Below are 19,111 nucleotides of genomic sequence, written 5' to 3' on the forward strand. Positions count from 1 at the left end.
GCGGTGTCCACAAAGGTTTGCCGGGCATCGTTCTTCCGCTTCTCGAAGCGGTGTCCTTCTATCGGGCCTCTGCTCACGACGGTCGTGTGACGAAACACCCGGGGACCATTGTGGTCGCCGGATTAGTCGTTTGGGGCCGTCACGTGGGCGTTTCCCGTGCTCGAAACTTTACCTCCGACTTATCCGTCTTATGTGAATAGGGGGCTAGGGGGAGGACGACGATCGTCATGGACGTTCAGCTTCGACCGGTAGCGGGGGCGCACCCCGGAGCACGCTGTCCCAAGACCGCCATCTCGTGGGACGGTGACGCACTGGCGGTCACCGACGCCGCATCCGGCCAATCCTTACAGCTGAGGCCTGCGACGCTCTACTGCTACAGCTACGACCAGGCGTTCCTCGTGTCGTCCAAAAAGCCCAAGACCCACGCGGTCCAGGGCTTGGCCGCGCTCGACGAAGACGGCCTGGTGCTCCTCGACCTGCCGGGCGAATGGTACTTCCCACACTTGACCGACTTCGTGGTGAGGACCGGCATCCCGCTGGTCGACGCCCGCCACCACCCCTCGGAGCGGGTACGCGCCGTGCTCGCCGCCCGCGCCCCCGGCTGGCGTCGCCTCCACGGCCAGCCTCCACCAGCGCTGCTCAGGTACCGCAAACCGGTGAGCATCGGCGTCGGCGTCGCCGGACTGGCCGCGATGGTGTACCTCGCGTCGACCGGCATGTGGATGGCCTGGCGCGGCATCTCGGCGGTCGGCCGGATGCTCTTGGACGTCGTGGAGGCCAAGTGGCTGGCGGTGGGCTTCAGCCCCCTACTGCTCGTCGTACGTCCGGTGTCGGCTCGCATTCAGCGCTGGCGTGCTGATCGTGGCCTGATCCTCGGCTCCGGCACGGGGGCGTACATCAGTGTTACGCCATACGAGAAGCTGGAGATCCACCAGGGTAAAGCTCAGCTGCCGAAGATACGGATCGGTGAGGGGCTGGCGGACGCGGTGAGCTTGCTGCTCTACCACTACGACGGTTTGTCAGGCCTTGTAATCCTGAATAAGCGGGAAGACGCTGTGCACCATCTCCCAGGGTCATGGCTGCCCGACGCGGCCAATCGTTTCGCGCGCCGGCACGGGCTGAGGCTGGCTGTGCATGCGGTGTCGCGTGAGGAGTACATCGCCCTGACCCTCAACTCCCGGGACGCGACACCCTGATCATGTCGGCGGCCCATGCCTCACATGCCCCGGAAGTCGTCTTCGCCCGCTCGGCCCTGTTCGTCCCTGGTGGAGGCGGGTCAGGCCCAGGCGGATCGGGTCAGTGGACGATGGCCAGCATCACGTCGGACGCGGACGGTCGGTCGTCGGGGCTCTTGTGGAGGCAGGCGCCCGCGATGGCGCGGAGGGCGGGCGGTAACGGCGACAGGTCCGGATGGAAGGTGAGCACCCGGTTGAACACCGCGGGCACCGTGTCCTCCCCGAACGCCGGCCGTCCCGTCGCCGCGAACATCATCGTCACAGCCCAGCTGAACACGTCGGACGGCGGCCCCACCGGTGCCCCCGACAGTTGCTCGGGCGACATGTAAGGCGGGGTGCCGACCATCTTGCCCGAGGTCACCGTCATCTGGTCGAGCGCCCGCGCGATCCCGAAGTCGATCACTCGCGGTCCGTCCGATCCGATCAGTACGTTGCTCGGCTTGAAGTCGCGGTGGACAACCCCCGCCTTGTGGATGGCGGCGAGTGCCCCGGCTGTGGATAACGCCAGCCGCGTAAGGCTGTCCTCGTCGCGCGGGCCGTACTTGCGTACGAGATGTTCGAGCGACGGACCCTCGACGTATTCGCTGACGATGTAGGCGTGCTGACCCGTGATGCTGACGTCGAGCACCCGGGCCGTGGAGAACGTCGCCACCCGCCGCGCCGCGTCCACCTCCCTGGCGAACCTGGCCCGCGCCACCTCGTCCACGAGGTCGTGCAGGACCTTGACCGCGACGCGTACGCCGTTGGGCGCCATCGCCAGATAGACCGCGCCCTGCCCGCCCCGCCCGAGCGGCTGGAGCACCCGGTAGTGCCCGATCCACTCGGGCTCGTGCGGTCGGCGCTGGTGGCTCGGGGCGGTGGTGCGCTGGTGCAGATCGAAGGGCGGGGGAGTGTTCCGGTGCAGGTGGGGAGGCTGGTAGACAGGTCTGTTGAGGCGGGCCCTGACCATCTTGGGTACGAGGATGCCCGAGTGGATGACCCCGCCCAGCCAGCTGATCACCAGCCCGAACGAGACCAACCCCGACAGCGGGTCAGGGATCTCGTCGAACTCCGCGTAGCTCATGGCCGCCAGCAAGAACGAGCCGATGCAGATGGCATAGAAGCCCGCCGCGACGACGTGCCACGTGCTCCGCAGCCAGTAGGCCGCGAACCCGATCGTGAACGGCGTCGCCAGCCCACACGTCAGCAGCGGCAGCACCGCCCACACGATGGCCGCCGCCCACGCTCCGCCGCTGGGACGAGGCGGCTGGCTGTACGACATGGCGGGAAGACTATCGCGCAGGACTTTCACATATCGGGTGTGGACACATCTTGTGGATAACCTCCGGTCTGCCTGTGGATAGCTGTGGAAAACTTGGGGACAACGGGCCTGGAGCGTTCACCTGCGCGGTCAAGTGCGACATGATGTTGATATGGCGCGGATACCGGGAGTCGGCCTCGCGAAGGGCCTATCGGTCACTCTTCGTCACATGCTGCGCAAATCCGTGACCCAGCAGTATCCCGAGGTCAAGCCCGCCCTCCCGCCGCGCAGCCGTGGCGTCATCGCCCTGGTCGAGGAGAACTGCACCTCCTGCATGCTCTGCGCGCGCGAGTGCCCCGACTGGTGCATCTACATCGACTCGCACAAGGAGACCCTCCCGGCCCCTGAGGGTGGACGTCCCCGCCAGCGGAACGTACTCGACCGGTTCGCCATCGACTTCGCCCTGTGCATGTACTGCGGGATCTGCATCGAGGTGTGCCCGTTCGACGCGCTGTTCTGGTCGCCCGAGTTCGAGTACGCCGAGGGTGACATTCGGAACCTTCTGCACGAGAAGGATCGGCTCTCGACCTGGGCTCCCACGGTTCCGCCTCCTCCTGCCCACGACCCTGGCGCCGAGCCACCGAAGGAACTCACCGCTGCCCGCCGCCCGGCCCGTGACCCGTCCGCCGCCCGCCCTGGCACGGCGGGCCCGGCCGCGGACCGCACCGATAAAGCTTCTGGCCCCGCATCTGGCGTAGGTTCTGGCCCCGCATCCGGAGCGGCTTCTGGCGCTGCTTCCAGTACCGCTGCTTCCAGTACCGCATCCGGACCTGCCGCCGATACCGCCTCCGGACCGGCTCCCGGCGCTGAATCCGGCGTCGAATCCGGCCCGTCATCCACAGGTCGGCCATCTGCCGAAGAGTTTTCCACAGGCACGGGCCAACCGTCGTCGCCGCCCGGCCGCGGGGAGCAGACTTCTGGCACGAGCCGACGCGGGCGCAGGATGGCCGATCCTCGATCCATCCGCCCGCCCGGGCGGCTCGACCCTGAAAAGACAAGGGAGTCCGAGGAGGATTCGTGACCGAGGCGGTGCCCTCCTATCTGTCACCCACCGGGCAAGAGATCGTCTTCTTGCTGCTGGGTGCGGTGGCGGTCGGATCCGCGCTGCTCGTCGTCACGACCAGGCAACTGGTCCACGCCGCCCTCTGGCTGGTCGTCTCGTTCGGCGCCCTCGCCGGCGGCTACCTGGTGCTGACCGCCGAGTTCGTGGCCTGGGTCCAGGTGCTCATCTATGTGGGCGCGGTGGTGGTCCTGCTGCTGTTCGGGATCATGCTGACCCGTGCTCCGATCGGCCGCTCCGCCGATCTCGACAGCGGCAACCGGTGGGTGGCGGCCGTGGTGGCGGTGGCGACGGCGGCCGTCCTGGTCACCGTGGTGATCGACGGCTTCCGTACGGCGTACACACCGCTGAAACCCGGCGCCGGCGCGGCGAAGGAACTGGGCGCCAGCGTGTTCAGCACGTGGGTGCTGCCTTTCGAGGCGCTCTCGGTGCTGTTGCTGGCCGCGCTGATCGGTGCCATCGTGCTGTCCCGCACGGATATACCCGGGGGTCCGCCACCTGAGCAGACCGGGGGTTCTTAGTGCACATCGTCTACCCGGCGGTCGTCTCCGCGCTTCTGTTCTCCGTCGGCGTCTACGGGGTGCTCGCCCGGCGCAACACGATCCTCGTGCTGATGTCGGTCGAGCTGATGCTCAACGCCGTCAACCTCAACCTGGTCGCGTTCGACGTGTGGCTGGGCGATCGATTGCACAGCGGCCAGGTGCTCACGCTGTTCATCATCGTGATCGCCGCCGCCGAGGTCGGGCTGGGGCTCGCGATCGTGCTGTCCCTCTACCGCAACCGCCGTACGGTCGACATCGACCAGCTCCGCGACCTGTCCGAACCCGGCACGTCGGACACCCCGGCGGACCCGGGGGGTAGGTCGGGCGACCAAGCAGACTCCGGCATGCCGGGCGATCCCGCAGATCCCAGCACGTCGGATGACCCGCCGACACGTCGGCTGGGTGAGCCCGCGGTGGCGGAGGACCCGACCACGACACCAGAGCCTGCGGCGGCGGGGGACTCGGCCACGAAAGCCGAGCCCGCCAAGCGAGGGGGCGCGTCGTGACGGTCTTCCCGCTCCTGGCCGTCGTCCTGCCGTTCGTCGCGGCCTTCGCCGGCCTGCTGCTTTCGCGCTGGCCGCGCCGGCGCCCGGAAAGCAGACCGGGTTCAGGGGGCTCAGCGGCCAACACGCGGGCGGCGTGCATCGCGGTGCTGCCCACGGCCGCCGCCGCGGTCTTGGCGCTCTGGCTGGCCTGGGCACCCGGCTTCGCCTTCCTCGAAGGCGCGACACCGGGTCCGGCCGTCGGCCGCACCTACGGCACCATCGGCACCGGCGCCGTCCCGATCTCGCTGACCCTCCAGGCCGACGACCTGTCCGCCATCCTCGGCGTTCTGGTGACCCTCGTGGCGCTGGCCGTACAGGTCTATTCGGTCGGCTACCTCCACGACGACCCGCGCTATCCCTCCTACAGCGCCTTCATCAGCCTGTTCACCAGCGCGATGCTGCTGGTCGTCTACGCCGGCGACCTCCTCGTCCTCTACGTGGGCTGGGAGATCATGGGCCTGTGCTCCTACCTGCTCATCGGCCACTGGTGGGAGGACAAGAGCAACTCGCGGGCGGCCATCAAGGCGTTCCTGGTCACCCGGCTCGGCGACGTCGGCTTCCTGTTCGGCATCTTCGTGCTCGGTGGCGCCGCGGGCAGCTTCCGGATATCGGAGGTGCTGGCGAAGGTGCCCGAGATGTCCACGGGCACGCTGGTGACCGCCACCATGCTGCTGCTGGCCGGGGTGGCGGGCAAGAGCGCACAGGTTCCGCTGCACACCTGGCTGCCTGACGCGATGGCGGGCCCGACCCCCATCAGCGCGCTGATCCACGCCGCCACCATGGTGGCCGCCGGGATCTTCATCGTGGCGCGGCTCTTCCCCGCGTTCCAGGGCGCCCGTCCCACGCTCGACGTGCTGGCCGTCATGGCCGCCCTCGGCATGCTGGGCGCCGCCCTGGCCGCGCTCGCACAGGACGACCTGAAACGCGTGCTCGCCTACTCGACGATCAGCCAGCTCTCCTACATGGCCGGCGGGCTGGCGGCGGGCTCCGGCAGCGCGGCGATCTTCCACCTCCTCACGCACGGCGCGTTCAAGGCGCTGCTGTTCCTGTGCGCCGGCGCGGTCATCCACCACGTCGGCTCCAACCTGATGAGCCAGATGGGCGGGCTGAGACGGGCGCTGCCGGTCACGTTCGTCACGATGACGATCGGGTTCGCCGCCCTCGCGGGGCTGCCTCCGGCCAGCGGCTTCTTCAGCAAGGACGAGCTCCTGCTGGCCATGGACCCCGCGCTGCCGGGTAGCGGTCTGACGGATGCCGCCGCCCTGCTGCTGTACGGCTGCGCGCTCGCGACCGTCGCCGTCACCGGGGCATACGCGACCAGAGCCTGGCTACGCACCTTCTTCGGCGCGGCGAGAGTCGTGGCGCTCCCCGAGCCCGAGCCCGGCACGGCCCACGTGATCGACATCCGCGAGGCGCCGCGGACCATGCTCGTGCCCATCGTGCTCCTCTCGGTTCCCGCCGTGCTTCTCGGGTTCGCCGGTGGGCTTCATGTGGAGCTCGGCGTGGCGGCCGTCAGCGTCGTGCTCGCGCTGCTCGGCGGCGGGGTGGTGTACGCGTTCTGGCGCAGCGACCCCCTCGCCGACCCGGCCCGGCTGCTCGGCCCCCTGCGCGTGCCGTGCGAGCGGGCGTTCTACGTGGACGGCGTCTACGCCGCCCTGTTCGTCCGGCCTGTCCTGGCGCTGGCCAGGCTCGTGGTCAGGACGGACGACGTGGTCGTGGACGGGGCGGTGCGCGGCTCGGGGCGGTCCGCGCGAGGGCTGTCCGGGCTGCTGCGGCTCGCCCAGAACGGCAACGTCCAGCTCTATGTGAGCGGCGTGCTCGCCGGGGTCCTCCTGATCGTAGTGGGGGCGGTGGTGTTCACATGATGAGCTGGCTCCCTGTCGTGCTGCTGGCGGTGCCTCTGCTCGGCGCGTTGCTCCTGCTGGTGTCGCCCACCGTGTTGCGTCCCTGGCTGCGGGTCTACGGGCTGGTCGTGTCGGGTGTCGCGCTGGTGCTGGCCGTGGTGATGGTGGCGACGTTCGACTACGGGCAGGCGGCGCGGCCGCAGTTCGCCGTCGACCGGGAATGGATCTCCGGGCTGGGGCTCCACTTCCACCTGGCCGTCGACGGCATCTCGTTGCCGCTGATCGCGCTGACCGCGCTCCTGACGTTCCTCTGCTTCGTCTACCTGAGCTGGGGAGACGCGCGCGGCCCCGGCCAGCTGCTGCGACCGAGAGCCGGGGGTGCGCGGCCGCGGGCGCTGGTGTTCACGCTGCTCGTGCTCGAAGTCGGCATGATCGGTACGTTCCTCGCGCTCGACCTGCTGCTGTTCTTCGTGTTCTTCGAGATCGTGCTGATCCCGATGTACTTCCTGATCGCCATCTGGGGCGGCAAGGGCCGCCGGGGCGCGTCGATCAAGTTCATCCTCTACACGCTGCTCGGCTCGGTCGTGATGCTGCTCGGCCTGCTGCTCGTCTGGGCGCGCACCGGCACGCTCGACATCGTCGCCCTCGGCCAGGCACACGGCGCGGGCATGCCCAGAGCCGTACAGATCCTCGCGTTCGTGGCGATCGGCGTCGGGCTGGCGGTCAAGACGCCTATGTGGCCGCTGCACACCTGGCTCCCCGACGCGCACACCGAAGCGCCCACCGTCGGCTCGGTGCTGCTGGCCGGCGTGCTACTGAAGATGGGCACGTACGGCTTCGCCAGGATCGCCATCCCCGTCCTGCCCGAAGGGGCGGCGGCGGTGGCGCCGTGGCTGGGGGCGTTCGCCGTCGTCGGCATCGTCTACGGTGCCCTGGCCTGCCTCGCGCAGCGCGATCTCAAGCGCATGATCGCCTACTCCTCCGTGGGCCACATGGGCTTCGTCCTGCTGGGCTTCGCCACGCTGACCACCGTGGGCATCAACGGCGCCCTGTTCGCGAACGTCGCCCACGGCCTCATCACCGGCCTGCTGTTCTTCCTCGCCGGCGCGATCAAGGAGCGCTACGGCACGGCCGACATGCGCGCACTCGGCGGCGGCATACTGGCCACACTTCCCCACCTGGGGTCGGTGCTGACCTTCGCGGCCATCGCCTCGCTCGGGGTGCCGGGTCTGGCCGGGTTCTGGGGGGAGATGCTGTCCCTCTTCGGCGCCTTCCAGCCGGCGGGCGGGTTGCCTCGGGGGCTGTTCCTGACGTTCATGGTGATCGGCGGGCTGGGCGCGGTGCTGACGGCGGCGTACTTCCTCGTCATGCTGTCCCGGGTGACACACGGGCGCCCCGAACGCGCCCAGGCGGTCCCGGCCGCCGCCCCCTCGGGCGCTTCTGGCGTGGGCGGCCGGCCATCCGACGCGTCTGCGTGGCCGGACAGCGAGCGGTCTGGGTGGGCGGGTGAGTCGCCCGACAGTGAGCAGGCTGCATGGGCAGGCGAGTCGCCGGATAGTAAGCGGGTCGCGGGGGCGATCAAGGGCGAGGGTGGCGTCGGCGGGCGGGTGTCGCGGGACATCCAGGGGTACGAGTTCGCCGCCTGGGTGCCGTTGATCGTGCTGATCCTGCTGTTCGGGCTCTGGCCGAAACTGCTCCTCTCGCTCACCACACCTGCCGTACAGACCCTGCTGGGGGCCCTGTCATGATCCAGCAGATCGACTACTCGGTCATCGCGGTGCCCCTGGTCCTCGCGCTGGTGGCCGGGCTTGTGCTGATGCTCGACGCGTTCCTCCCCAGCGGGGGACGTACCAGGACCGGGCTCGGTCTGGTCAGTCTGGCGGGCGTCGTCGTCGCCCTGGGGTTCGTCGTGGCGCAGGCCGTACGAGGTGACGGCGCACGGGCGACCTTCTGCGTTCCCGACAGCCTCGCCACCGCGGCGGGCCCCGGAAGTGAGCCGGCGTGCTCGTTCGTGGTCGACCGGTTCACGCTGATCTTCGCCGGGCTGGTGCTGGTCGCGGGCGTCGTGGTCGTGCTGATGTCGATGACCCAGCTGGCCGGGGGCGGCATTCCGGCGGGTGAGTGGTATTTCCTGCTGCTCTGTACGCTGGTCGGCGCGGTGTCCCTGCCCGCCTCGCGTGACCTGATCATGCTGGTGGTGGCACTGGAGCTGGTCTCGCTGCCGGTCTTCGCCCTCACCGCGCTCAAACGCTACGACGGGCGCTCCTCCGAGGCGGCGGTCAAGCTCTTCCTGGTCTCGGTCGTGTCGACGGCCGTGATGCTGTTCGGGGTCTCGCTGCTGTACGGGATCGCGGGGACGGTCTACCTGTCCCGTCTCGCCTCGGTGTTCAGCGGGAAGGCCCCCGCGCCGGGTGTGGGTGCGCCGGAGACATACTCGTCGCTGCTGGCGGCCGGTCACGGGCTACCGGGCGTGGTCACGGTCGGGCTGGTGCTCGTCGTGGCGGGCTTCGCGTTCAAGATCGCTGTGGTGCCGTTCCACGCCTGGGCGGCGGACGTCTACCAGGGCGCGCCGATCCCGGTCGCCGCGCTGCTCTCGGTGATCTCGAAGGCGGCCGGGTTCGCGGGCCTGATCCTCGTTCTGGTCACGGCGCTGCCCGGCCAGGCGTCGACCTGGTCGCCCATCATCGCGGTCGTCGCGGCGCTCACCATGACGGTCGGCAACCTCCTGGCCATGCGCCAACGCTCCGCCGTACGTCTGCTTGCCTGGTCCTCGGTCGCCCAGTCGGGCTACATCCTGGCCCCGCTCGCGGTGACGGCCCAGACCGGGGCGATGACCGCCGCCTCTAGCCTTACCGTCGGTGCGGGTGCGGCGGGTGCGGCGGGTGCGGCGGGTGCGGCGGGTGCGGCGGGTGCGGCTGGCACTGCCGGTGATGTCGCCGGGGCGGTCGGGGCATCCGTGGCGTACCTCGTCATCTACGCGGCCATGAACCTGGGCGCCTTCGCGGTCGTCATGCTGATGTCGCGGACGACCGCGCGCAACGAGCTGGACGACTACCGTGGCCTCGCCTTCCGCAGTCCGGTGGCGGCGATCGCGCTGGCGTTCTGCCTGATCTGCCTGGCCGGTCTGCCACCGGGGCTGGCGGGGCTGTTCGCCAAGGTGGTGGTGTTCCGGGAGATCATCGAGGGTGGGGCCGGGTGGCTCGCGGTGGTCATGGCCGTCAACACCGTGATCGGTCTGTACTACTACGTGGTCTGGACGGCCCGGCTGTTCACCCCGGCCGAACCCGCGCCCTCCGGGGTTCGCAGGGCGCTTCCCGCCGCCTGGGTGGCCGTCGGGATCGCTGTGGTGGTGGCGCTGCTGTTCTCGGTCGCACCGCAGCTGGTGCTGGGGATGACGTCGCTGTCCGCCTCCGGGTGAGCATGCGGGTGGGACACATCCGCCTCCGGGTGAGCCAGCGGATGGGGCGCATCTCCCTCCGGAAGAGCTGGCGGATGGGGCGCATCTCCCTCCGGAAGAGCAGGCGGACGGGGCGTAGTTCCGACGCGCTGAGCCAGCGGATGGGGCGCGGTTCTGACGCGCTGAGCCAGCGGATAGGGCGCATCCCCCTTCGGAAGAGTTGGCGGATGGGGGCGGTTCCGACCCTCTGAGCTGGCGGTTCGGTCGTGCTGTGCCCTGCGGCGGGCACCACAGGGAACGATGAACCGGGGGATCGTCGTTGGACCAGGTGAACCCACACCGCGAAGGGGGGAACCTTGCACCACAACGGTCTGCGCACCGCCATTCTGCTGGGCGGCCTATCTGCGTTGATACTCGCGGTGGGAGGGTGGCTGGGCGGCGGCACCGGGCTGCAGCTAGCGTTCGTGCTCGCCATGGCGAGCAGCGGTATCGCCTACTTCTTCTCCGACCGGATCGCCCTGTCGGCGATGCGGGCGCGGCAGGTCAGCGAAGTCGAGCAGCCGATGCTGTACCGGATCGTACGGGAGCTCTCCAACGAAGCCCGGCAGCCGATGCCGCGCCTGTACATCTCGCCCACCGTGCAGCCGAACGCCTTCGCGACCGGCCGGAGCCCGCGCCAGGCGGCGGTCTGCGTGACGTACGGGCTCACGCAGCTGCTCAACCCGGACGAGATGCGCGGAGTCCTTGGCCACGAGCTGTCCCATGTGTACAACCGAGACATCCTGGTCTCGTCGGTAGCCGGCGCCCTGGCCACGATGATCACTTGGCTCAGCTACGTGGCCGTGTTCTTCGGCGGGTCCGATGACGATGAGGGGCCCGGGTTCGTGGGGGCGCTGCTCATGATGGTTCTCGGACCGGTGGCGGCGGGGATGGTGCAGATGGCGATCTCCAGGACGCGGGAGTTCCAGGCGGACGAGTCCGGCGCTCGGCTGACGGGCGATCCGCTGGCGCTGGCTTCGGCGCTGCGCAAGATCGAGATGGGCGCGCGCCGACTGCCGCTGCCGGAGAACAGCCGCCTCACCTCGGCTTCCCACATGATGATCGCCAACCCGTTCAGCGGGTCCGGGTTCGGGCGGCTGTTCTCCACCCACCCGCCCACTTCCGAGCGGGTCGCCCGGTTGGAGCGCATGGCGGGCTACCGCCGCTAATCCGCCGCACCGAGGGCTAATCCGCCACACCGATGGCTCGTACAGCTGGGCGGACCACAGGGACTCGTACAGCTGGACGGCAGGGGTGTGACTACGCCGTCACGTCGGACTCGGACAGTTGGATCGCGGCGGCCGGGCACACGCTCGCCGCCTCCCGTACGGCCTGATGCAGGCGCGCATCCGGCGTGTCGTCGAGCAGCAGGACGACCCCGTCATCCTCATCCTGGTCGAACACCTCCGGCGCGATCATCGCGCACTGCCCCGCTCCGCAGCACTTGTCCCGATCCACCGCCACCCTCATGATCATCCCCCGGTCACCACCTGACGGGCACCTGCTGAAGCCCGCCGATGAGCAGCCCTTCGCGGCGGGCCAGCTCCCGAGCGGGAACCGCCAGCTCCAGCGACGGCAGCCGCCGCAGCAGCACGGCCAGAACGGTCTGCAACTCGGTACGCGCCAGCGCCTGCCCCAAGCAGGAGTACGGCCCGACGCCGAAGGCCAGATGGACGTTGGGCGAGCGACCCAGGTCCATGTCGCCGGCCTGCGCGAAGGCGTCCTCGTCGTGGTTGGCCGAGGCCAGGCTGCAGACCACCGTGGTCCCGGCCGGCAGCGTCGTACCGGCGACCTCGACCTCCTCGGTGAGGTAGCGCGGCATCCCGAAACCAGGGTTCGCGTCGAAGCGCAGGATCTCCTCGACCGCCGAGCGGATGAGGGACGGGTCCGCCAGCAGGCGTTCCCACTGCCGCCGGTCGGCCAGGAGCATGGCCACCATTTTGCCGATCATGTTCGCGGTGGTCTCGTGCCCGGCGACCAGCAGGCCCTGGCAGGTGCCCAGGACGACGGGTTCCGTCATCAGGCCGTCCTCCTCGACGAGGGCCAGGAGGGCGCTGATCAGATCGTCGCCCGGCTCGGCCTTCTTGGCGGCGATGTGCGCCGTGAGGTACTCGTTGAAGTCGGCCTGCGCGGCGTCGATCTCCTTCTGCTCGAACTTCGTCATGTTAAGGAGCGTGTCGGACCAGTACGGGAACCGGAAACGATCCTCATCGGGCACCCCGAGCAGGTCGCAGATCACCCATACCGGAAGCGGGAACCCCAGCCCGGAGACAAGATCGGCCGGCGCCCCCTGCTCCACCATCGCGTCGATCAACTGCTCGCTCATCGCCACCATCCGCGGCTGCATGGCCATGACGCGCTTGACCGTGAACGCCTTGCCGACCAGCCGCCGCCACTGCTGGTGCCCCTCGCCGACCGAGGTGGCCATGCCCGTCCTGCGCTTGGCGAACGATCCGCCGGAGGCGTCGGCGCTGACCCTGGCGGCGTCGGGAGCGTCCAGGTGCCGGGTGAACCGCGGGTCTGACAGCACCTGCTTGACGTCCTCGTAGCGAGTGAGCAGCGTCGCCTCATCGCCGCTGGCCAGCCGGACCCGGGCTACCGGGCAGCCCTCGCGCATGCTCGCCCATTCCTCAGGCGGCTCCAGAGCGGTGGGATTGCGGAACGGGTAATCGGGCGCGCCACTCACGGTGACCTCCTGATGGCCGATATGACCGCATTTAAAACAATTGCCTTATGGTCGTCAAGCAGCCGAGTTGATCTTGCGCAGGATGGTGGCGAGGTCCTCGGGGAAGAAGACCTCGTCAGTGGCCTCCAGTTCCTCGGGGCTCCACCAGCGGTGACCCAGCGTGGTGGCCTTCTCGATCTCCTCCATGTGCTCGTACGAGATGTCCGTGCCCTCGGCCACCCGGACCGCGAAGAACGTCTGGTCCTGGGTGACGGCGTACTCGGCGAAGAAGAACTCGATCGTGCTCGTGCCGTACGGACCGGTGAGCCGGTCGGCCCCGGCCCGGATCCCGACCTCCTCGTGCAGCTCGCGCAGAGCGGCCTCCTGGAGCGTCTCCCCGTCCTCGGCGGCGCCACCGATGGTGAACCAGAACGGCTCATCGGGCCGGGCGGGATCGAACCCGTGGAGCAGGAGCACCCTGCCCTGTTCGTCGATGGGCAGGGCACGGGCCGTGAACCGGCGCAGGGGGATTTTCGTCACGTCATTGGAGCCTATGCGGGCGTTCTCCGGCTTGCGGTGGGCCGGCGCTTCACTCGGAGTCGCCAGATGGCTGTTCGAGAGGGAAGAAGAGGGGGCTGAGCAGGTATTGCGCGCGGTCCGGCGTCGGCTGGTTGGCCAGCAGGGGCAGGAGTACGCGACGCAGCCCGCTGATCATCTCTTCCAGTTCGTCGCGGTTGAGCCAGATGGCGTGCTGCCGGTAGCCGACGAGATCCGCGACCGGGTCGGCGTTCTCGCGGTCGAGGTAGGCGTTGAACTCGGCGACCAGGACCGCCATCGAGGTGGCGAAGACGCGCCGGTGGTCGTCGGGCGACAGCGCCGCGAGCGCGTCGGCGTCGACGGTGACCCGGTCGAGGCGTAGGCGGTAGTGGCGTTCCACCGCGCCACGCACCCTCCTCTCGTCGGCCACCTCCAGGATTCCGCCGGACGCGAGCAGGTCGACGTGCCGATAGACCATGGCTTTCGAGACGTCGGGGATCCGGGCGCACAGCTGAGTGGTGGTGAGTGAGCGCCCGCCGCGCATCGCGTGCACGATCCGCAGTCGTACCGGATGTGCCAGTAGCTCCAAGGATTCCATCCGCACAACGATCTCATGCTGTGCTACCGTTCGCAAAACAGTAGAAAGGTTGGTGTCGTGATGATGGTGGAAATGGGCCCGGCGGCCGCCGCCACGGCGGTCGTCGAAATGGCGGAGAATGGGCACTTCGCGGACATCGAGCGGTTATTTGCCCCGCCGCTGCGAGCGGTGGTGTCCGCTGAGGCGCTGCGCGCCGAGTGGGAGGGCCTGATCTCCAGGATCGGGCCGATCTCGGCGTTGGGGACACCGGTGAGCGAGCCGGTCAAGGCGGGGCTGACCCGGGTGAGCGTGCCGGTGACGTGCGAGCGGGGCGGGTTGACGGTGGTCATGTCGGTCGACGAGACCGGCCTGCTGCAGGGTCTGCGGCTCGCGCCCCCGCTCACCGAGCAATGGACGCCGCCGCCGTACGCGCGTCGTAAGAGTTTCGACGAGCACGAGGTCACCGTGGGCTCCGACGCGCTGGCCGTACCCGGGACATTGAGCCTGCCGCGCGGGCGCGGCCCCTGGCCCGGCGTGGTGCTGCTCAGCGGCGGCGGACCGTTCGACCGGGACGAGACCAGCGGCCCCAACAAACCGCTCAAGGACCTGGCCTGGGGGCTGGCCAGTCGTGGCGTGGCGGTGCTGCGCTTCGACAAGGTGACCTACACCCACGCCGGTCAGTCCGACTTCACGATGACCGACGAGTACGTCCCGCACGCCGTCGCCGCCATCCACCTGCTGCAGCGCCACTCGAACGTGGATGCCGCCCGGGTGTACGTCGCCGGCCACAGCATGGGCGGCAAGGTAGCCCCGCGAGTCGCGGCCGCCGAGCCGTCCGTGGCCGGTCTGGTGCTGCTGGCCGGTGACGCCCAGCCGATGCACCAGGCCGCCGTGCGCGTCGTCAGTTACCTCGCCTCCCTGGACCCCGGCGCGCAGGCCGCCGCCGAGATGATCACGCGGCAGGCCGCGATGGTCGACAGCCCCGACCTGTCGCCCGACACGCCCGCCGCCGACCTGCCGTTCGGCTTTTCGGGGGCGTACTGGCTGGATCTGCGCGGCTATGACCCGGTGGCGACCGCGGCGGCGTTGAACAAGCCGATGCTCATCCTGCAGGGCGGCCGCGACTACCAGGTGACCGTCGCCGACGACCTCGCCCGCTGGCAAGCAGGCCTCGCCCACCGGGCGGACGTCACGATCCGCGTCCACGACGCCGACAACCACCTGTTCTTCTCCGGCTCAGGCCCGTCCACTCCCGCGGAATACGAGTCGCCGCAGCACGTCGACGCGGCCGTCGTCGCCGACATCGCCGATTGGCTGGCACCTCGCGCTGACCACACCGACTCGACATTTGGACGAGGGGCACGGCAATGATCGAAGAAACCGCGGCGGATACTTCCTCCAAGACCGCCGAAGAACAGCTGAACTGGCTGCTGGGCGCGTCAGCCCGAGCTCCGCTGCCGGACGATGAGATCCGTCAGCGCCTGGCACCGGCCCTGCTGGACGCGAGCGGCGGGCCGGACGGACTCAACGCCGCGCTGGCCGGGGTGGGCAGGCTCGCGGCAGGCCAGATCCGCACGACGCGACCGGATCTGGCCCAGGCGGAGGTGCGTGGTCCTACTGCCGACTACCTCCTCACGGTGCATGTGGACGGGGCAGGGCTCGTGGACAACCTCCGCCTGACCCCGGACGAAGGCGAGCCGACCTCGTGGACGCAGATCGATACGCGGCTGGCCGAGCTGGGAACACGCGTGTCCTTCGCCGCTGCGGAGATCGAGCCGGACGGACAGTGCCGGATCGCCCACGGCCTCGCCGCCGACACGCAACGGCCGATCGGCTCGGCGTTCAAGCTGTACGTACTGGGCGCGCTCGCCCAAGCCGTCGCAGAGAAGCGAGCCGCGTGGGACGAAGAGCTGGCGATCCGCGAGGACTGGAAGAGCCTGCCCTCGGGCACACTGCAGGACCGCCCGGCCGGCACCACCCTCCCGCTGGCGGCGTTCGCCGACCACATGATCTCGATCAGCGACAACACCGCCACCGACCACCTGATCCACCACCTGGGCAGGGAGGCTGTGGTGCGCCAGCTGTCGCTGTTCGGCCACCGGCAGCCCCAGGAGAACATCCCGTTCCTCACCACCAAGGCGCTCTTCCAGCTCAAGGCCGCCCCGGATGCGGCTCGGGCACAGCAGTACCTGGCCCTGCCGCGACACGAGCGCGCCGCCGCGTTACGGGAATTGGAACGGCGGCCCCTGCCCGACATACGAAAGACCTGGCCCCAACCGAACAACATCGACCAGATCGAATGGTTCGCCTCGCCGGCCGACATCTGCCACGCGTACGCGGGCCTGCTGCGGCTTGACCAGCCCGAGATCCACCACGCGCTGTCACTCAACGACGACGGGCTCAACCTGGACGCGGCCCAGTTCCCGGCAGTGTGGTACAAGGGCGGTAGCGAGCCTGGCGTCGTGACCATGCACTACCTCGCCCGCACGGCCGACGGCCGCGCTCTGGCCACCAGCCTCATGGTGTCCGACCCCACCACCGCACCCGACACGATGGACGTGGCGACCAAAGGCCAGTCCATCATCCGAGGCGCGTTCCACCTCCTGTCCCTGGCACGGTGAACACCTCTCCCGCAGAGATCCCGTCATGCCCACCGCTCACCGCACGGATGCCGCTGCGCCGCATTGATCGCGTGTTCTTGGCCGCGGTGATGTGAACGAGCATGGTCATGGTGACGCCCCTGACGAGTCGGCCGGCCGATGACCAGCTATTGGCACTTCCCCTTGAGCCACGCGCTGAGCTGGGAGGTGTAGTCGGTCGCCACCCGCTTGGTCGACCGATCGAGCGCGGCCTGCCACGCGCTCTCGTTCAGCTTCCACGAGGGCGGCGGTTCCTCCCATTTGGTCACCTCCGGCCAAATGGGCCCGCCGGTCAGCACCCGCGCCAGGCCCGCGGCGGTGACGCGTCTCTTGAGCTCGGCCGCGATACCGGCATCATGGGAGTACAGGATGATCTCCTGCGACCCGTATCGCTCCTTGACCGGATCCAGGACTTCGGCCCACGCCCGCGACTTGATCGTGGCGTCGGCGCCGAGCAGGAACTGCCGCGTCTCGGGCTTGATCTCGACCAGCCCGATCATGCCGTCGGTCTTCATGGCGGCCAGCCACTCGCGGAAGGTGGAGACGGTCTCACCTTTGAAGATGCCCCGGTTGATCGTCCGCCCCTTGAGCGCGGTGTCGCCGGCGGCCCACCAGATGTCGGTGATGTTCTTCTTGGCGCCGCTCAGGCCCCAGGTGGAGGTGTTGTGCCACATGACGGCCTTCGTACCGTCTTTGGTGAGCTGCAGATCCGCCTCGACCCCTGCCGCACCCCAGCCCTTGTACTTCCGGATGGCGGTGGGGTTGTTGGGCTGGCGTACCTGATCCCGGTTCCAGGTATCGGCGCCGTTAGCGCCGCTGGGGTAGCCGCCATGCCCGAATATCTGCGGACACGGCGGTAACGCGGCGCTCGCCTGGGCGGCGGGACTGCCCGCAGGAAGTACGGCGGCCAGCACACCCACAGCCAGACCGGCCACAACACGCGATAACGCCAAGACCCTCACCTTTCGCTCGCCCAATTACGCCAACCCTGGCATATCTGGATCACTGCGAGGCCTCGGATACGGCGCCCGGCGGCCTGGCGAGGCGGTGAGTCGGGCATCGAGCGTCGTCGGGGCCCGCCAGCACTGGTAGACCTCCACCACGTCACCAGGGCGCTTCAGCGCAGACCGTGCGGCTCACCCTCGCTCAGCACACATGTAGGGGCGGCGTTTATGGAGGGCGGAGGCCCGAGGCACAGGAGAAAACGCGTGCCCTTGTGGACAGCGCGCTCGGCCGTGTGCCCCGGATATGCCCTGCGCGATCTCTGACGTACAGCGGGGCGCCCGCTACCGGTAGTTCACGAACTGCAGGGCGATGTCCAGATCCTTGCCCTTGAGCAGGGACATGACCTCCTGGAGATCGTCCTTCTTCTTCGAACTGACCCGAAGTTCCTCACCCTGGATCTGCGCCTTGACACCCTTGGGTCCCTCGTCGCGGATCAGCTTGGAAATCTTCTTGGCGTTCTCCTGGTCGATGCCCTCCTTGAGCGAGACCAGCATGCGATATTCCTTGCCGGACAGCTTGGGCTCGTCCGCGTCGATGATCTTCAGGGAGAGGCCTCGCTTGACCACCTTCTCCTTGAACACGTCGAGCGCGGCCCCGGCCCGCTCCTCGCTGTTGGCCTTGATCTCGATACTCTGCCCGGACCAGCTGATGCTGGCCCCGGTGCCCTTGAAGTCGAAGCGGTGTCCGATCTCCTTGACCGTCTGGTTCAGCGCGTTGTCGACCTCCTGGCGGTCGATCTTGCTGACGATGTCGAAAGATGAATCGGCCAAAACGCACATCCTCTCGCTGCGTAAGCATTAGGCGGTATCCGGTTCCAGATCTTGCGGACCTCGAAAACGCGCCCTCTGCGAACGCGGACCCCAGCGTACGAGCCTAGCCAGCATCGGCGCGTCGTGCAGGGCGCCGGGCCTTGATCCACCCGCCATACCGAAGGATCATCGGCGTCGCCTCCCGATTAGGGCGCTTTTCGATGGTGTTGATGGGGATTGCGCGGGTGCCTGGGGCCGGCGCCGACTGTCACCTACTGGCGCGCGAAGCTCATCCACACCGTACGAGCCCTGGGAGCGCTGGCTGGCCAGCACGAACGTGACCACATTCAAACAGACGAGCCGCAGCACGACCGGATCGGGCCGGACCCTCCGCCTTCTCGAAACCCGTTTGCTCAGGTCAGAGACATCATTCCGGGTGATCACCTGCTCGTCTTCGAGGTAGGCCAGAGCCAGACCCCGCTCTGCGACCTCCTCGGCGCCTGGCAAGCCGTTACCGCAGGTCAAGGACGCGGTCCCGCTCAAAGGGACGGTTCGGTCGATGGTGGGGCGAATACCGTTTCGGTGGAGCAGGTAGGCGGGATCCGGCGTGGGACAAACCGGTGTCACGTGTACCTCGGAAGTCCGCTATTCTTCTGATGTCGCCGCGAGAGCGGATGGCACGGCAGGTTGCCCGAGTGGCCAAAGGGAGCGGTCTGTAAAACCGTCGGCTCAGCCTACGCAAGTTCGAACCTTGCACCTGCCACACCAGCGGGAAGAGGCCCGTCACCAGCGCAAACGCGGTGACGGGCCTCTCGCTTTGTGTCCGGCTGTCCGCGGGTGACACCGGCGCTCTACGGTTGATCGTTCTCTAGCGATCTTGGTTGATGGGTCGCAGCGCCTGGGATGTGTCTGCGGCGACACTGGCTCCCTCGACGCGCGCGTCTACCGTCAGAAGGAACGTCACAGAGCCCTCAGGA

The 19,111-nt window shown here is 68.7% G+C and carries 16 protein-coding genes, 1 tRNA gene and 1 pseudogene; 11 read left to right on the forward strand and 7 right to left on the reverse strand.

From position 1 onward, the window contains the following. Positions 1-227: 227 nt before the first annotated feature. Complete coding sequence (locus ACGFJ2_RS29905; protein WP_393473816.1) at positions 228-1,196, forward strand: hypothetical protein; 969 nt, start codon at positions 228-230, stop codon at positions 1,194-1,196. A 100-nt stretch (positions 1,197-1,296) separates the two neighbouring features. On the opposite strand, the gene ACGFJ2_RS29910 is transcribed toward ACGFJ2_RS29905, so the two are convergent. Continuing rightward, positions 1,297-2,496, reverse strand: a complete 1,200-nt coding sequence (locus tag ACGFJ2_RS29910) for a protein kinase (protein WP_358180609.1) — start codon at positions 2,494-2,496, stop codon at positions 1,297-1,299. 208 nt (positions 2,497-2,704) lie between these two features. On the opposite strand from ACGFJ2_RS29910, the gene ACGFJ2_RS29915 reads away from it, so the two are divergent. The 7 genes and pseudogenes from ACGFJ2_RS29915 (at position 2,705) to htpX (ending at position 11,131) form a co-directional block, all read left to right on the forward strand. Beyond that, the gene (locus ACGFJ2_RS29915) at positions 2,705-3,556 is read left to right on the forward strand and encodes a 4Fe-4S binding protein (protein WP_393473819.1); all 852 of its coding nucleotides are present in this window, start codon (positions 2,705-2,707) and stop codon (positions 3,554-3,556) included. After that, positions 3,553-4,116, forward strand: a complete 564-nt coding sequence (locus ACGFJ2_RS29920) for an NADH-quinone oxidoreductase subunit J (protein ID WP_357954888.1) — start codon at positions 3,553-3,555, stop codon at positions 4,114-4,116. The genes ACGFJ2_RS29915 and ACGFJ2_RS29920 overlap by 4 nt, the downstream gene beginning before the upstream one ends. Then, positions 4,116-4,400: pseudogene (gene nuoK, locus ACGFJ2_RS29925) on the forward strand (NADH-quinone oxidoreductase subunit NuoK); the annotation flags it as partial. The gene ACGFJ2_RS29920 and the pseudogene nuoK, both read left to right, overlap by 1 nt. A 239-nt stretch (positions 4,401-4,639) precedes the next feature. Then, positions 4,640-6,547: an NADH-quinone oxidoreductase subunit L gene (locus ACGFJ2_RS29930; protein ID WP_393473822.1), complete on the forward strand. Its 1,908-nt coding sequence runs from the start codon at positions 4,640-4,642 to the stop codon at positions 6,545-6,547. Further along, entirely contained in the window at positions 6,547-8,274 is a 1,728-nt protein-coding gene (locus ACGFJ2_RS29935; protein ID WP_393474003.1) for a NuoM family protein, read from the forward strand. Before ACGFJ2_RS29930 ends, ACGFJ2_RS29935 begins: the two co-directional genes overlap by 1 nt. Then, complete coding sequence (locus tag ACGFJ2_RS29940) at positions 8,271-9,944, forward strand: NADH-quinone oxidoreductase subunit N (RefSeq protein WP_393473825.1); 1,674 nt, start codon at positions 8,271-8,273, stop codon at positions 9,942-9,944. Before ACGFJ2_RS29935 ends, ACGFJ2_RS29940 begins: the two co-directional genes overlap by 4 nt. Before the next feature lie 335 nt (positions 9,945-10,279). Beyond that, positions 10,280-11,131 (forward strand): zinc metalloprotease HtpX, encoded by an 852-nt coding sequence (gene htpX / locus ACGFJ2_RS29945; RefSeq protein WP_357954895.1) that lies wholly within the window; start codon positions 10,280-10,282, stop codon positions 11,129-11,131. A 91-nt stretch (positions 11,132-11,222) separates the two neighbouring features. Here htpX and ACGFJ2_RS29950 read toward each other — a convergent pair whose 3' ends face one another. From ACGFJ2_RS29950 to ACGFJ2_RS29965, 4 genes are read right to left on the reverse strand one after another with little or no spacing between them, the layout of a single operon-like run. Then, positions 11,223-11,432, reverse strand: coding sequence for a ferredoxin (locus ACGFJ2_RS29950; protein WP_393474006.1), 210 nt, complete (start codon positions 11,430-11,432; stop codon positions 11,223-11,225). A gap of 13 nt (positions 11,433-11,445) precedes the next feature. After that, positions 11,446-12,648 carry a cytochrome P450 gene (locus tag ACGFJ2_RS29955; protein ID WP_393473828.1) on the reverse strand — a complete coding sequence of 401 codons (1,203 nt, stop codon included), beginning with the start codon at positions 12,646-12,648 and terminating at the stop codon, positions 11,446-11,448. A 54-nt stretch (positions 12,649-12,702) separates the two neighbouring features. Then, positions 12,703-13,167 carry an NUDIX domain-containing protein gene (locus ACGFJ2_RS29960; protein WP_357954899.1) on the reverse strand — a complete coding sequence of 155 codons (465 nt, stop codon included), beginning with the start codon at positions 13,165-13,167 and terminating at the stop codon, positions 12,703-12,705. Positions 13,168-13,216: 49 nt separating this feature from the next. Then, on the reverse strand, positions 13,217-13,762 hold the full coding sequence (locus ACGFJ2_RS29965) for a helix-turn-helix domain-containing protein (RefSeq protein ID WP_393473831.1): 546 nt from the start codon (positions 13,760-13,762) through the stop codon (positions 13,217-13,219). 60 nt (positions 13,763-13,822) lie between these two features. Here ACGFJ2_RS29965 and ACGFJ2_RS29970 point away from each other — a divergent pair, with 60 nt between their 5' ends. Together ACGFJ2_RS29970 and ACGFJ2_RS29975 are read left to right on the forward strand one after the other, a co-directional pair. Beyond that, complete coding sequence (locus ACGFJ2_RS29970) at positions 13,823-15,112, forward strand: alpha/beta fold hydrolase (protein ID WP_393474009.1); 1,290 nt, start codon at positions 13,823-13,825, stop codon at positions 15,110-15,112. Beyond that, positions 15,109-16,362, forward strand: coding sequence for a serine hydrolase (locus tag ACGFJ2_RS29975; protein WP_393473834.1), 1,254 nt, complete (start codon positions 15,109-15,111; stop codon positions 16,360-16,362). The genes ACGFJ2_RS29970 and ACGFJ2_RS29975 overlap by 4 nt, the downstream gene beginning before the upstream one ends. A gap of 146 nt (positions 16,363-16,508) precedes the next feature. Here the strand turns inward: ACGFJ2_RS29975 and ACGFJ2_RS29980 are convergent, their stop codons facing one another. Together ACGFJ2_RS29980 and ACGFJ2_RS29985 are read right to left on the reverse strand one after the other, a co-directional pair. Continuing rightward, positions 16,509-17,333 carry a glycerophosphodiester phosphodiesterase family protein gene (locus ACGFJ2_RS29980; protein ID WP_358180629.1) on the reverse strand — a complete coding sequence of 275 codons (825 nt, stop codon included), beginning with the start codon at positions 17,331-17,333 and terminating at the stop codon, positions 16,509-16,511. A 333-nt stretch (positions 17,334-17,666) separates the two neighbouring features. Next, entirely contained in the window at positions 17,667-18,164 is a 498-nt protein-coding gene (locus ACGFJ2_RS29985) for a YajQ family cyclic di-GMP-binding protein (protein ID WP_357954907.1), read from the reverse strand. Between the two features lie 651 nt (positions 18,165-18,815). On the opposite strand from ACGFJ2_RS29985, the gene ACGFJ2_RS29990 reads away from it, so the two are divergent. Next, positions 18,816-18,897 (forward strand) — tRNA-Tyr (locus ACGFJ2_RS29990). Positions 18,898-19,111: the final 214 nt, after the last annotated feature.

Origin of the sequence: Nonomuraea sp. NPDC049028 (assembly GCF_043197735.1) — a bacterium.
Taxonomy (GTDB): domain Bacteria; phylum Actinomycetota; class Actinomycetes; order Streptosporangiales; family Streptosporangiaceae; genus Nonomuraea.